Source organism: Blautia sp. DFI.1.216, assembly GCF_020594215.1.
In the GTDB taxonomy this organism is placed as follows: Bacteria; Bacillota; Clostridia; order Lachnospirales; family Lachnospiraceae; genus Blautia_A; species Blautia_A wexlerae.
In genome coordinates, this window is the sequence record NZ_JAJDML010000040.1 from 21,388 (window position 1) to 36,249 (window position 14,862).

The 14,862-nt window shown below is 43.0% G+C and carries 12 protein-coding genes; 9 read left to right on the plus strand and 3 right to left on the minus strand.

Features of this window, described 5'->3' with window-relative positions:
- The first annotated feature begins 144 nt into the window (after positions 1 to 144).
- The 4 genes from glgB to LJE11_RS14015 all read left to right on the plus strand — a co-directional run bounded on the left by glgB (position 145) and on the right by LJE11_RS14015 (position 5,010).
- Positions 145 to 2,031: a 1,4-alpha-glucan branching protein GlgB gene (glgB, locus tag LJE11_RS14000; RefSeq protein ID WP_008707711.1), complete on the plus strand. Its 1,887-nt coding sequence runs from the start codon at positions 145 to 147 to the stop codon at positions 2,029 to 2,031.
- A gap of 213 nt (positions 2,032 to 2,244) precedes the next feature.
- Complete coding sequence (locus tag LJE11_RS14005) at positions 2,245 to 2,478, plus strand: hypothetical protein (RefSeq protein ID WP_020993301.1); 234 nt, start codon at positions 2,245 to 2,247, stop codon at positions 2,476 to 2,478.
- A gap of 336 nt (positions 2,479 to 2,814) precedes the next feature.
- Complete coding sequence (locus tag LJE11_RS14010; protein ID WP_227296122.1) at positions 2,815 to 3,903, plus strand: CobW family GTP-binding protein; 1,089 nt, start codon at positions 2,815 to 2,817, stop codon at positions 3,901 to 3,903.
- 156 nt (positions 3,904 to 4,059) lie between these two features.
- Complete coding sequence (locus LJE11_RS14015) at positions 4,060 to 5,010, plus strand: TIGR03943 family putative permease subunit (protein WP_008707706.1); 951 nt, start codon at positions 4,060 to 4,062, stop codon at positions 5,008 to 5,010.
- Here the strand turns inward: LJE11_RS14015 and LJE11_RS20855 are convergent.
- Positions 5,003 to 5,074 carry a DUF6783 domain-containing protein gene (locus tag LJE11_RS20855; protein WP_368230103.1) on the minus strand — a complete coding sequence of 24 codons (72 nt, stop codon included), beginning with the start codon at positions 5,072 to 5,074 and terminating at the stop codon, positions 5,003 to 5,005. The genes LJE11_RS14015 and LJE11_RS20855 overlap by 8 nt on opposite strands.
- A gap of 99 nt (positions 5,075 to 5,173) precedes the next feature.
- Here LJE11_RS20855 and pth point away from each other — a divergent pair, with 99 nt between their 5' ends.
- The 3 genes from pth (at position 5,174) to LJE11_RS14030 (ending at position 10,536) form a co-directional block, all read left to right on the plus strand.
- Positions 5,174 to 5,755 (plus strand): aminoacyl-tRNA hydrolase, encoded by a 582-nt coding sequence (pth, locus tag LJE11_RS14020; RefSeq protein ID WP_144136780.1) that lies wholly within the window; start codon positions 5,174 to 5,176, stop codon positions 5,753 to 5,755.
- Between the two features lie 99 nt (positions 5,756 to 5,854).
- On the plus strand, positions 5,855 to 9,172 hold the full coding sequence (mfd, locus tag LJE11_RS14025) for a transcription-repair coupling factor (RefSeq protein WP_227296123.1): 3,318 nt from the start codon (positions 5,855 to 5,857) through the stop codon (positions 9,170 to 9,172).
- Positions 9,173 to 9,294: 122 nt separating this feature from the next.
- Positions 9,295 to 10,536: a peptidylprolyl isomerase gene (locus LJE11_RS14030; protein ID WP_055058676.1), complete on the plus strand. Its 1,242-nt coding sequence runs from the start codon at positions 9,295 to 9,297 to the stop codon at positions 10,534 to 10,536.
- A 188-nt stretch (positions 10,537 to 10,724) separates the two neighbouring features.
- On the opposite strand, the gene LJE11_RS14035 is transcribed toward LJE11_RS14030, so the two are convergent.
- Together LJE11_RS14035 and LJE11_RS14040 are read right to left on the minus strand one after the other, a co-directional pair.
- Positions 10,725 to 11,525, minus strand: a complete 801-nt coding sequence (locus LJE11_RS14035; protein WP_022379956.1) for an HAD family hydrolase — start codon at positions 11,523 to 11,525, stop codon at positions 10,725 to 10,727.
- Positions 11,515 to 12,711 (minus strand): DUF4317 domain-containing protein, encoded by a 1,197-nt coding sequence (locus LJE11_RS14040; protein WP_022379957.1) that lies wholly within the window; start codon positions 12,709 to 12,711, stop codon positions 11,515 to 11,517. Before LJE11_RS14040 ends, LJE11_RS14035 begins: the two co-directional genes overlap by 11 nt.
- 218 nt (positions 12,712 to 12,929) lie before the next feature.
- On the opposite strand from LJE11_RS14040, the gene LJE11_RS14045 reads away from it, so the two are divergent.
- On the plus strand, positions 12,930 to 13,448 hold the full coding sequence (locus LJE11_RS14045; protein ID WP_022379958.1) for a nitroreductase family protein: 519 nt from the start codon (positions 12,930 to 12,932) through the stop codon (positions 13,446 to 13,448).
- Positions 13,449 to 13,695: 247 nt separating this feature from the next.
- On the plus strand, positions 13,696 to 13,971 hold the full coding sequence (locus LJE11_RS14050) for an acylphosphatase (RefSeq protein ID WP_029677159.1): 276 nt from the start codon (positions 13,696 to 13,698) through the stop codon (positions 13,969 to 13,971).
- The last annotated feature ends 891 nt before the right edge of the window (positions 13,972 to 14,862 follow it).

The window sequence follows — 14,862 nt, forward strand, 5'->3', positions numbered from 1 at the left end:
ATTGCCGCAGGCAATCTGGAATGAATTTTGGCTACGTTACTGAGAATGGAGTGAACAGTAACGTAAGATATCCTGTTACAGTATTATTTTATGGAATCAGTATCTGCAAAAAAGATAGAAACCGAAGTTAAGGGAGGACTCCAGATGGGTGTGAGTATGAAATTTACGGATTTGGATCAATATTTATTTGGACAGGGAACCAATTATGAAGTATATAAGAAACTGGGTGCCCATCCGACTACATACAGACGAAAAAAAGGTGTATATTTTGCGGTCTGGGCACCGAATGCACAGTCTGTTTCTGTAATTGGTGAATTTAATGACTGGGAGGAAGAAGCAAACCCGATGGAGAAGGTTGGTCCGATCGGTGTTTATGAGGTATTTGTTCCGGGGGCAAAGATTGGACAACTGTATAAATTCTTTATCGTGGGTGCGCATGGAGAGAAGCTATATAAAGCAGATCCTTATGCAAATGAAGCTGAACTCCGTCCGGGTACAGCCTCCAGGATCACAGATATCACAGACTATAAATGGAAGGATGCCACATGGATCAAGAACAGAGAGAAGTTTGATGAGCAGGTAGAGCCTATGGCAATCTATGAGGTTCATCCGGGTTCATGGAAGAAGCATCCGCAGTCAGAGGAAAATGAAAAAGGATTTTATAACTATAGAGAATTCGCACATGCCCTGGCAGCTTATGTGAAGGAAATGGGATATACCCATGTAGAGCTTATGGGAATCGCAGAGCATCCTTTTGACGGTTCCTGGGGATATCAGGTGACCGGATATTATGCACCGACTTCCAGATATGGAACGCCACAGGATTTCAAGTATATGGTGGATTATTTACATCAGAATAAGATTGGAGTTATCCTTGACTGGGTACCTGCACATTTTCCGAAAGATGCCCATGGTCTTGCGAATTTTGACGGAACCGCAGTGTATGAGCACGCAGATCCGAGACAGGGAGAACATCCGGACTGGGGTACCAAGATTTATAATTACGGACGCCCGGAGGTTAAGAACTTCCTGATCGCAAATGCCCTTTACTGGGTGGAGGAGTGCCACGTAGATGGACTTCGTGTGGATGCTGTTGCTTCCATGCTTTATCTTGATTATGGTAAGAAGGATGGAGAATGGATCGCAAATAAATATGGCGGAAATCAGAATCTGGAGGCTATTGAATTCTTTAAGCATCTGAATACAGTAGTTCTTGGAAGAAATCATGGAACTGTGATGATCGCTGAGGAATCTACTGCATGGCCGATGGTTACAGGGGATGCAGAGAAGGACGGACTTGGTTTTAGTCTGAAGTGGAATATGGGATGGATGAATGACTTCCTGGAATATATGAAGCTGGATCCGTATTTCCGTAAATTTAATCATAATAAGATGACTTTCTCCATGTCATATGCATACAGTGAGAGATATGTATTAGTTCTTTCTCATGATGAGGTGGTTCATCTGAAATGCTCCATGCTTGAGAAGATGCCGGGAGAGTTACCGGACAAATTCAAGAATTTAAAGGCTGCCTATTCATTTATGAACTGCCATCCGGGTAAGAAGCTTCTGTTCATGGGACAGGAATTCGGACAGCTTCGTGAATGGAGTGAGGAGAGAGAACTTGACTGGTTCCTTCTGAATGAAGAGCCACACAAGGAACTTCAGAATTATGTGCATGATCTCCTGACTATTTATAAGAAATATCCGGCACTTTATGCCGGTGATAATAATCCGGAAGGATTTGAGTGGATCAATGCGGATGACGGGGACAGAAGTATTTTCAGCTTTGTGAGAAAGTCTCCTACAAAGAGAAACAATATTCTTTACATAGTTAACTTTACACCTGTTGACCGTCCGGATTACAGGGTTGGTGTTCCGAAGAAAAAACAGTACAAGCTGATCATGGACGAGAATGGACTTCTGGAGCAGCCAAAGACATTTAAGGCAGTGAAACAGAAATGTGATAACAGAGAGTTTTCCTTCGCATATCCATTGCCGGCTTATGGGGTTGCGATTTTTACATATTAATTTTTCGGGATGATTTCGGGATATATGTAAATATCTGAGAGAATTATTGTCAGGGGTATGTTATTTATTTGACAATATTGCAGAGTAAGCATAATAATATATGAAAAATTCGTGAAATATAAATAATTGCTTTTGAAATTTATCTGCGTTATAATTATCGCGAACACAAGGAATAGAGAGAATAATGGTTTCCATGTTGAAAGGAGAATGAACATGAAAGTATCTAACATTAAAGATATCGATAAATTTTTTGCTGTAGTTGACAGCTGCGAAGGCAGAGTAGAATTAGTAACAGGCGAAGGTGACAGACTGAACCTTAAATCTAAATTATCCCAGTATGTATCTCTGGCAAACATTTTCTCAGGCGGAGAGATTCCGGAACTTGAGATCGTTGCTTATGAGAAAGACGATATTGATAAATTAATGAGCTTTATGATCAACGGTTGATCATTAGTGTATACAGGCGGGGGCATGATGGTGGATCATGCCCCTTTCTTTGATGTGAACAGGCAGGTTGTTCTGAAGGTATTGAACAGCTGCAGGATATCTGTAAACCAGGGGGCACAAGTGTTTCCTGGTCAAAATGCGTTGATGGCAGACTTGAATACATTGGACATCTTATGTATAATGAGTACGTTACAGGCAAATATATAAACAGACAGATAATGATGGCAGTTCCAAAAGTTATTCTGTTTGTTCATAAAAATGGCAGAATATAAAAAATGACGGCTATATGGCAGTTATTCAGAAATATAAATTTTAACGAAGAGGAGAAATAAGACAATGGCAACTAAGATTGATATTATTTCCGGTTTCCTTGGAGCCGGTAAAACTACATTGATTAAGAAACTTCTGAAAGAGGCTTATGCAGATGAGCAGGTTGTACTGATCGAGAACGAATTTGGTGAGATTGGTATTGACGGTGGTTTCCTGAAGGAAGCGGGAATCCAGATCCGGGAAATGAATTCCGGATGTATCTGCTGTTCATTAGTGGGAGATTTCGGCACTTCTCTGAAAGAGGTTGTGGACAAATATCATCCGGACAGAATCCTGATCGAGCCATCAGGTGTTGGTAAACTTTCAGATGTTATCAAGGCAGTACAGGGTGTTCAGGGAGATGTGGATATCGTTCTGAACAGCTATACAACTGTAGTTGATGCAAAGAAGTGCAAAATGTATATGAGAAACTTTGGTGAGTTCTTTGATAATCAGGTTGAATATGCAGGTGCGATCATCATGAGCCGTACAGATATCATTGATGAGAAGAAAGCACAGCAGGCAATGGAACTTCTTCGTGGAATTAATGCGAAAGCTGCTATCATCACCACTCCGATTGAGAAACTGGACGGAAAGAAAATCCTTGAGGTTATGGAGAAACCGGTATCTCTTGAGGAAGAACTGATGTCTGAGGAAGAGGTATGCCCGGAGTGCGGACATGTACATGAACATGGAGAGCATCATCATCACGATCACGACCATGATCATGAATGTGGCTGTGGACATGATCACGAAGAACATGAACATCATCACCATGACCACGACCATGAATGCGGCTGTGGACATGATCATCATGATCATCACCATCATCACGCAGATGAGGTATTTACAAGCTGGGGACGTGAGACGATTAAGAAATACACAAGAGAAGGTCTTGAGAAGATGCTTGAGGCTCTTTCCGCTTCTGAAGATTACGGTATTATTCTTCGTGCAAAGGGAATGCTTCCTGCAGAAGACGGAACATGGATTTATTTTGACATGGTTCCGGAGGAAACAGAGATCCGTGAAGGTGCACCGGAATACACAGGTCGTCTCTGCGTAATCGGCTCTAAACTGAAAGAAGATAAACTTGCAGAATTATTTGGGCTTGCATAATGATCATGAGGAAGCAGCGATTTATGGCAATCCTCTAAAATACTGCATCTGGATTCAGCTCATCGGAGCATGAAATCCTGTGTCATAGATGCGAGACTGAATGATTTCGGCAGATAATAACAGAATCAGAATAAAGATAAAGGAATAAATTATATGATGGATGATATCAGAGTTCCCATTTATTTGGTTACGGGATTCCTGGAAAGCGGAAAGACTACTTTCCTGGATTTTACACTGCAGCAGGAGTACTTTGCCATTGACGGCAAAACTCTGTTGATCCTTTGCGAAGAAGGCGAAGAAGAATATGATATGGATAAACTGAAACTTACAAACACAGTTGTGGAAGTGATCGAGGATGAAGAAGATCTGACACCACAGCGTCTGGCTGCCATGGATATCATCCATCAGCCGGAGCGTGTTGTGATCGAGTACAACGGAATGTGGCTTGTAAGTAAGTTTGAGCAGATGGAGCTTCCGGAAGGCTGGGGCATTGAGCAGGAGATTACCTGTGTGGATGCAACTACTTATCAGGTTTATATGGCAAACATGAAATCTCTGTTCATGGATATGATCAGAAATACAGATATGGTTGTATTTAACCGCTGTAAAGAGGGAGATCCGCTTCCTGCATACAGACGAGGGATCAAGGTCGCAAATCAGAGTGCAGAGGTTATCTTTGAAAATGAAGAGGGCGAGATGGATGACATTTTCCAGGATGAGATGCCGTTTGATATCAATGCACCGATCATTGAGATTCCACCGGAAGATTATGGTATCTGGTTTGTGGATGCCATGGATAATCCGGATAAATATGTAGACAAAATTGTCCGCTTTAAAGGACGTGTCATGAAACCACGTGGAATGGGAAGTAAATTCTTTGTTCCGGGACGTGTGGCAATGACCTGCTGCGCAGATGATACCACTTTCCTTGGATACGTGTGCAGAAGCGATTATGCACCGCATATCAAAGAGGGCAGCTGGGTAGAAGTAACAGCGAAGGTCGCATTTGAGAACCGTACAGAATATCAGGGTGAGGGCATTGTTCTTTATGCAAGTGATGTGAAAGAATGCGAGCCGCTTAAGGAAGAGATGGTATATTTTAATTAATTATCTTAGAGCGTGTCTGAAAAATCATTCCCGCAAGATGTGCGTCACAATTTATAAGATTGATTTTTTAAACACACTTTAGAGTATGTAAAAAATAAATTTGACATCAGGACAGGTATGGTAATTCCGGAAAATGGTGTTAAATTAAGCAGGAGACACATATATGTATTTAGTAGTTGGCCTGGGAAATCCCGGGAAACAGTATGAAGCAACACGCCACAATATGGGATTTGATACCGTTGACCGTCTGGTAGAGGATTACAATGTCCCTCAGGGTGGTGTGAAATTTAATGCCATGTACGGTAAAACCATGATCGGCGGAGAGAAAGTGATTCTTATGAAGCCACTTTCTTTTATGAACCTGAGTGGCGGTCCTGTTCGTGAGATGGCGAATTATTTTAAAATTGATCCGGAATCAGAGCTTATTGTTATTTATGATGATATTGATCTGGAGCCCGGGCAGCTTCGCATCCGCAAGCAGGGAAGTGCGGGTGGACATAACGGGATCAAAGATATTATCCGCCAGCTTGGCACAGAGAAATTTCTCCGTATTAAAGTAGGAGTTGGTGCAAAGCCGAAGGGATGGGATCTGGCAGATCATGTACTTGGCAGATTTTCCACAGAAGACAGGAAACTTGTGGATGAAGCAATAGCAAAGGCGGCAAAGGCTGTGGATATCATAATCACACAGGGTACAGATGCAGCCATGAACGAATATAACAGAAAAGTACCTGTACAGAAATAAGCAGACAGGAAATAGATGATTGTTCAGCAAAAGGTATAGAAAGCGGTAACTGGAAACAGAAGCCGCTTTTATTACGTCGAAGGATCATGAGGGGTGAAGATGAAAGCATTTTTAACACCTCTGCAGGGGCTTGCAGAGTTTGAACAGATTAAAGAAAAAAGCAAAACGAATAAGGGAATCCTGCAGGTTTCGGGGTGTATGGAATCGCAGAAATCTCATCTGATGTACGGACTTTCCGGGATTGCGCCTTATCGTCTGATCCTGGCGGAGGACGAACGCCGCGCCAGAGAAATTTATGAAGATTACAGATTTTATGACAGAAAAGTGTATTCTTATCCTGCGAAAGATCTTCTGTTCTTTCAGGCAGATATCCATGGAAATCTGCTGATACGTCAGAGGATGAAGGTCATTAAGGCGTTACTGGAAGAGAAAGAACTGACAGTTGTTACAAGTATTGACGGATGTATGGATTTTCTGGAATCTCTGGGAAAGATAAAAGAACAGCTGATTCATTACGAAAGTGACAGCACCGTAGACATAGAACAGCTGAAGAACCAGCTGGTGGCTTTAGGTTACGAGCGGGTAGGACAGGTGGAAATGCCGGGGCAGTTCTCTGTGCGTGGCGGTATTGTGGATATTTACTGTCTCACTGAGGAAAATCCATGGAGAATCGAGCTTTGGGGAGATGAGATTGATTCTATCCGGAGTTTTGATCCGGAGAGTCAGCGTTCTCTGGAAAATCTGGAAGAACTTACGATCTATCCGGCTGTGGAGCATATAGGGGACAAGGATATGGTTTCCTTCCTGGATTATTTTCCGGAGGAAAGAACCATAATCTTTCTGGATGAACCAAACCGACTGACTGAGAAAGGCGGGGCTGTAGAAGAAGAGTACAGACAGAGCCGTATGCACAGAGAGGAAAAAGGCAGCCGGAATCTGCCGGAAAACTGGCTTTGTTCTTTTGAACAGCTTCAAAAAGAACTGAATAAACGCAACTGTATTTCTGTATGTGCGCTGGAACCGAAACAGGCAGGCTGGAAAGTGCGGGAGAAATTTTACCTGGAGGTAAAATCAATCAGCGCTTATAACAACAGTTTTGAACTTCTGGTAAAAGATCTTCATCAGTATAAGAAACAGGGATACAGGATCGCGTTGCTTTCCGGTTCCCGCACAAGGGCCGAGAGGCTGGCAAAGGATCTTCAGGAAGAGGGACTGGCAGCCTTTTATGGACAAGATTATGACAGGGAGATCTGTCCGGGCGAGATCATGGTGGTTTATGGCCATGCAAAGAAGGGCTTTGAATACCCGTTGATCAAGTTTGCGGTAATGACAGAATCTGACATTTTTGGACAGGAACAGAAAAAAAAGAAGAAAAAAAATTACAGTGGAAGCCGTATTCAGGATTTTGCGGAGCTTTCTGTCGGCGATTTTGTTGTCCATGAAAAGCATGGTCTTGGTATTTACCGAGGAATTGAAAAAGTTGAAGTAGACAGGATCGTTAAAGATTATATTAAAATTGAATACAGAGGCGGAAGCAATCTCTATATTCCTGCTACTCAGCTTGACTGTCTGCAGAAATATTCAGGGGCAGATGCTTCAAAGGCTCCGAAGCTGAACAAACTTGGTACTCAGGAGTGGAATAAAACAAAGAGCAAGGTTCGTGGGGCAGTTAAAAATATTGCAAAAGAACTGGTAGAGCTTTATGCAGTGCGTCAGGAAAAGGAAGGATATGTCTGTGGTCCTGATACTGTATGGCAGAGAGAATTTGAAGAAATGTTTCCATATGAAGAGACAGAGGATCAGCTCAGTGCTATTGAGGATGCCAAACGTGATATGGAGAGTACCAGGATTATGGACCGGCTTATCTGCGGGGATGTGGGATACGGCAAAACAGAAGTGGCGCTGCGTGCCGCATTTAAGGAAGTACAGGAGAGCAGACAGGTAGCTTATCTTGCACCTACAACGATCCTTGCGCAGCAGATTTATAATACCTTTGTGCAGAGGATGAAGGAATTTCCGGTACGTGTGGAACTGTTGTGCAGATTCCGGACCCCGGCACAACAGAAGAAGGCAATCGAAGATCTGAAAAAAGGTCAGGTGGATGTGATCATTGGAACGCACAGAATCCTTTCCAAAGACGTACAGTTCAAAAATCTTGGCCTGTTGATCGTTGATGAGGAACAGCGGTTTGGAGTTACGCATAAGGAAAAAATCAAGCAGTTAAAGAAGGATGTGGATGTCCTTACACTGACTGCAACGCCCATTCCCCGTACTCTTCATATGAGCCTGATCGGAATCCGGGATATGAGTGTCCTGGAGGAGCCTCCTATGGACAGAATGCCGATCCAGACATATGTTATGGAATATGATGAAGAGACAGTCCGAGAGGCTATCAACAGGGAATTGCGCAGAGGCGGACAGGTTTATTATGTTTATAATCGAGTGACGGATATTGCAGATGTTGCCCTGCGTATTGCGAAGCTGGTGCCGGACGCAAGGGTGGATTTTGCTCATGGCCAGATGAGTGAGAGGGAACTGGAGAATGTGATGTATTCCTTTGTAAACGGGGATATTGATGTGCTGGTTTCCACCACGATCATTGAGACAGGGCTGGATATTTCCAATGTAAATACTATGATTATCCATGATTCAGACAGATACGGGCTTTCTCAGCTTTATCAGCTTCGGGGAAGGATCGGGCGTTCCAACAGAACTGCCTATGCGTTTCTGATGTACAGAAAGAATGTGATGCTGAAGGAGACGGCTGAGAAGCGTCTGGCTGCGATCCGCGAGTATACGGATCTGGGAAGCGGATTTAAGATTGCAATGAGAGATCTGGAACTTCGAGGTGCCGGAAATCTGCTGGGTGCGCAGCAACATGGACATATGAATGCGGTTGGATATGATCTTTATTGTAAGATGCTCAATGAAGCAGTGAAAGAGGCGAAGGGTATTCATACAATGGAGGATTTCGAGACATCGGTTGATCTGAATGTTGATGCGTATATTCCTGATTCCTACATCAGTAATGAATTTCAGAAGCTGGATATTTATAAAAGAATTGCGGGGATTGAGACACAACAGGATTATGATGATATGCTGGAAGAACTTCTGGACCGTTTCGGAGAACCCGGAAAGGCAGTGCTGAATCTTCTGGCGATTGCGAAGTTAAAGGCGATTGCTCATCAGGGGTACGTAACGGAAATAAAGCAGACTGGAAAAATAGTCCGGTTTACCCTTTATGAGAAAGCAAGGCTGAATACAGAAGGCTTTCCGGCTCTTATGCAGAAATACAGAAGAGGTCTGCAGTTTAAGAATGAGCAGGAACCGAAATTTATCCTGGAACCACAGGGGAATCTGATCCTGGCATTGACGGAATTTGCAGAGGAACTTAAGAGCATGGCGGAAAATATGTGAAATATACTACATATTTTTCGATTTGCCTTGCCCTTCGCAGGAAAAAAGTTTATACTCTAATAACAGTACATTCTGGGAAAGTGGTATGGAAGAAAGACCAGATTGATAATATGGAGGAAGAAATGAAAAAAATGGTAAAGAGAACAGCCGTTGTGACACTGGCAGGTGTGATGTCAGTTGGTATGCTTTCCGGCTGTGGAAGTAAAACATTAGATGGAACAAAGACAGTGGCTACTGTTGACGGAACAGATATTCCGCTTGGAGTTGTAAGTCTTTATGCCCGCGAACAACAACAGCAGACAACAACCATGTATTTAAATTATATGGGAAGTGCAGATAATATCTGGGATCAGACAGCAGGTGATGATTCAGATGAGACTTATGGTGATCAGGCAGTGACAAGCAGTCTGGAGTCTGTTGAGAAGATGTATATTCTCAAAGAGAAGGCTGCGGATTATAACGTAGAGCTTACAGATGATGATGAAGCAGCGATCGCAGATGCAGCATCACAGTTTATGGCTGCAAACAGTGAAGAGACAATTAAGGAACTTGCGGTAACGGAAGATCAGGTAAAAACACTTCTGGAGCTTCAGACAATTCAGAAGAAGATGTATGATCCGGTTGTAGCAGAAGGAAAGATCACAGTTTCTGATGATGAAGCGAATCAGACAACCTTCACTTATGTAAGTATCTCTACAAGCGGTGATGATATAACTGATGAGGAGAAAAAGACTAAGAAAGAACAGGCTCAGGAGATTCTGGATAAGATGAAAGAGGATCCTACAGCAGACATGAGTGAGATTGCCAAAGGTGTAGATGACAGTTATTCTGCAGTACAGGGTAATTTTACAACAAAAGAGAGCGAAGACGAGGATGAAGATTCCGGCAGCGAGGCATATCCGGATGAGGTTCTGAAGGTTCTGAGAGGACTGAAAGACGGAGAAGTTGCAGACAATATTATTGAGACTGACACAGGATACTATGTAGTAAGACTTGACAAGATCAATGATGAAGATGCCACAGCTTCCAAGCGAGAATCTCTTCAGAATTCCAAAGAAAGTACCTATTTTACAGATACAACTGCTAAATGGCTGGATGAGGCAGATGTAAAGGCAGTTAAGAAAGTCATTAAGACACTTAAGATCACTGACAAACATACCTTCATGGCACCGACTCCTACTCCGGTTCCGGAAACACCGACACCTGAAGTGACAGAAGAGGCAACTCCAACACCGGAAACAGAGGAAGTTACAGAAACACCTGCAGCAGAAGATACAGATGTGACTGAGACACCTGCGGCAGAGGAAGAAGCAGCAGAAACTACTGAAACACCGGAAGCAACACCGACAGAAGCAGCTAAATAAGAAAATCCGAACTGTCAGTAGCCTGCTGATAGGAATTGAGTATTGTAAATTAAAACAGCTATGATGAAAACCTGAGTGTTTTCACATAGCTGTTTTTAAGTTTAAATAAATCCGAAATCATTCTCCTAAATATGCAAAAATAACACAGATAAATAGAGATATGATAATACGTTATTTTGTATGTTCTGCTAAATGAGATGGAAATGCTTCAAAGCATTGGCAATTCCGTTATCTTCGATATTGGTTGTCTGGTAAGTGCAGTGAGGCAGGATCAGGGGATCCGAGTCGCCCATTGCGATGCTGTTTCCGGCGAACTGCAGCATAAGAAGATCGTTCGTGCTGTCGCCGAATGCATAGGTGTCTTTGACCGGAACCCCAAGGCGGTCTGCCAGAAACCGGATTCCGGTTGCTTTGCTAAGATTTTTCTGAGTCAGTTCCCAGGCCTTGTCTTCATGTATGAAACACAGAAAATGTTCATCTGCAAATTTGCGGAAAGTTTCCATATCAGAATCAGCAGACGGAAAAGCCAGAAACTTGTCAAATGTAAAATGGTTGTATGTTTCGGGCGGGTAGAGAGCCAGATCTTCTACTATAACTTCTGCTTTCAGCTTCTGAACAGTTTCAGGAACAGCACATGAACTGCTGTCATATAAAATCTTATCCGGGCGTTCAAAAAACGCAGGAATTCTGCATTCCCGCAGTAATTCTGTTGTTTTACGGCAAAGCGGATTTGGAATAGAACTGGAAAACAAAAGCTCTTCATTCATATAAATCTGGCTGCCGCATCCGCATACATAGCCGTCGAATCCCATTTCTTTAATGATTTCCGGAATCATTGTATAGGTACGTCCGGAATTGATGAAAAGGAGATGACCATTATAGCGGGCTTCTTTTAAAGCCTGTTTCGCACTGTCCGGAACTGTCCATGGGTAAGGGGTTAACAGGGTTTTGTCAATGTCAAAAAATAAGAGTTTACGATTATTCTCCATCAGATGTCTCCTCTGTCTCAGTATCTGTATTGTCATAAAATTCGTCATCAGAAGGATTTTCATTTCCTGTATGTACGCGGATTCCGTTCAGTTCAACTTCGCCTTCCATTGGGATCACAAGGCACTTGCGTCCGTCAATTACGCGTGTTTCCACAAGATCGGCACGTTCAGGATCTACGTGGACTACAACATCCGGGGTTTTGATCTCGAATCTTTTTGTGTTGGTGATGTTGGAAGCGACCAGAGAGGATTTTTCCCCGGCTGTGATCTCGTATTGTTCATCAAATGACTGTAGTTTTTCATCTTCTACGCCGCATTCTTCAAAGAGGCGTTTTACCTCAGATTTGGTCAGAACTACAGGTTCCGGCTCATCCTTCTGTGATTCGATCAGGTCGTTTAATTTCTCGTGAATGCTTAATACAGTGTCATATCTGCAGTCGTCGCCCAGAGTATCTTCAACCAGTGCGTTAAAGGAATCACGCTGTCCTCCTGCAGAAAGAGGTGCTGTACATCCAAGCAGTTCATCGATAAAAATATCCCGAAGCTCGTTTGCATTTTTACTATAATAAAGGACACCATGGATGTCAGTGCTGCGGTCGTTAAACTGCGGGAAAAGGAAAGCAACATCCGGAAGTTCCACGATCCAGTCGCGGATACGGTCCTGGATGCTGTTGGTTTCGGCATTGTAGCAAAGACCTGCCTTAGAGAGTTTTACAGGACAGATACAGCACATGATGTGCTCATAAATCTCATCAGATGCATCAAACATTTCTGCACCGTCGGAAGACTTTCCGGGGATATCATATACTCCATGGATCAGGATGATGTAGTAGTTTTCGGGATAATCATAGTTTTCAATGATCTTATCGTAGAAACTTTCTACCAGTGCATCATCGGTCAGTTTGCTTTCTCTCAGTTTCATAAGAAAATGTTGAGTTCCGCCCTCAGTTTCCTGCTCGAGAGGAAATTCCATGTTCATCAGATTTTTTCCTATTGTTCCGGAAAGGGATTTGCGGAAAATTTCAAAGTATTTGAACATTTCTTCTTCTGATAAAGAGAGAAATGCTTCTTTCAGTTCGGTTTTTTTATTCTTTTCTCCGTCAACGTAACATCCGCAGATGCGGGTGAGAGAACAGTTCTCGGGAGTGAACTGTTTCTTGATTTCAGAAATTTCTTTTTTGTTCATATAGTTTATACCTCATGTTAGTCTGCTCTTTATTATAGACCAGTTGTGATGCAGGGGCAAGGAAAATTGCCTGAAAATTATGGGAAATACAGGTGAGTTTTGGTAGATGTAGTGCTATAATATAAGAAGATATTGTTGCCTGGCTGTGTTGCTGAGAACGTGGTGGACAGTAATGTTGCTTTGACAGTGATGAAAATAAATACAGGAGGATATGAGACATGAATGAAACAATAAAAAATCTTTTGGAGCGAAGAAGTGTACGTGGTTATAAAGAAGATCTGGTGCCGGAAGAAGTGTTGAATGAAATTCTTGAAGCAGGGGAATACGCACCAAGCGGAATGGGACAACAGGGTACACTTATGGTAGTAACACAGAATCCGGAACTTGTTGCGAAGCTTTCTAAAATGAATGCGGATGTGATGGGGACTGAGAGTGATCCGTTCTATGGGGCACCGACAGTTGTTGTGGTCTTTGCAGACAGTAATATGCCTACATGTGTGGAAAATGGAAGTCTGGTTATGGGAAATCTGATGAATGCTGCTCATGCCCTTGGGGTTGATTCCTGCTGGATTCATCGTGCAAGAGAGGTGTTTGCTTCTGAAGAAGGAAAGGCATTGAAGGCAGAGTGGGGTGTGCCGGAGTCTTATGTTGGAATTGGTCATTGTGTGCTTGGTTATCGCTCCGGGGAATATCCGAAAGCGAAAGCGAGAAAAGACGGATTTGTGATCAGGGTGTGATTGTAGTGTGGCGGCAGAGTGATTCCTGAAACAGGCTGGCAGGAAAGATGTGAGAATGTTCGGGAAATCAAGTTGCCGGCACAGTAGCTGTGAGAGAGGGTTGCTGTTGAGTATATTTGATTTTAAGAGAAAGAAGTACAGAACGTTTCTGCAGGATTCTGAGACAGGTGAGGAGATTGCCGAGGAGTATGAGAAAGGCCGGGGAGTCTGGAAAAAGCATGATGTTCAGGATGGGAAGGGTTCGGAGATGAGAGAGAATCTGATAAGGAAGCATTATTGGTTTTCGGGGAGAGTGCAGGGAGTTGGATTTCGCTATCGGGCCTGTTATATTGCCAGTTCTCTGGGGGTTACCGGTTGGGTGAGAAATAACTGGGATGACCGCGTGGAGATGGAGGCGCAGGGGAGCAGGGAGCTGCTTGCGCAGATGGTGGAGATGTTGGGGAGACAGAGGTTTATTGAGATTGAGGGGATTGAGGAGAGGGTGATTCCGGTGGAGGTTGAGAGTGGGTTTTATTCCAGATGAAAGGGACGCAAGCTCAAATCATTCTCTTCGGCTCGGTTTCGGGTCTTAAGAAAAACTAAGCCCGGGAAGATCAGCTAAGAGGGACGCAAGCTCAAATCATTCTCTTCGGCTCGGTTTCGGGCCTTAAGAAAAGCTAAGCCCCGGAAAATCTGCTAAAAGCATTCACAGATAACTCAAACTCGCCGCGAAGCGGCTCAGACAGTGAGTGATCTGCGAATAACGCAGATTTCCCGGGGCTAAGTTTTTCTAAAGGCCCTGCAAATGTCGCCGAAGAGAATGATTTGAGCTTGCTGGCTGTTGGCTGTGACAGAGATGGCTGAAAGAGAAGCGGGATGGTGGTTTGTTAGTTTGGCGGAATAGAAAAGTTTCCTATATATAGTATGAATGGGATGGAAAAGCTGGGGTGTTGTGTATATATGGTATGTGGGTGCTGCAATATAGGAAGGATAGCTGGGGAGGATGGTTGGAATTCCGGTGTCAGATAGACTGGATGGCTGTTGGGAATTTAGTGGAGATTAGGGTGAAAATATAAAAAGTTTGTCAAATTATGAAATTAACTGTTGACAGGGACTGCTTTCGGTGTTATATTAGTTGAGCTGTCGGAAATAATTGTTTCTTGAAAAGAGACAATTTAAAGCGATTTCTGAAAGAAAAAAAGAAATTAAAAAAAGTGCTTGACAACTTAAAACGAATATGTTAAAGTAATTAAGTCGCTTGAACAGAGCCGACAATCACTGATCGGAAGAACAGTTCGGAAATCCGGAAGAGTTCGAAAAACTTTGAAAAAAACTTAAAAAAAGTTCTTGACAAAGAAAAAGAGATGTGATAAAGTAAACAAGCTGTCGCAAGACAGACAACCTTGATAACTAAACAGTGAAACACATACGATTC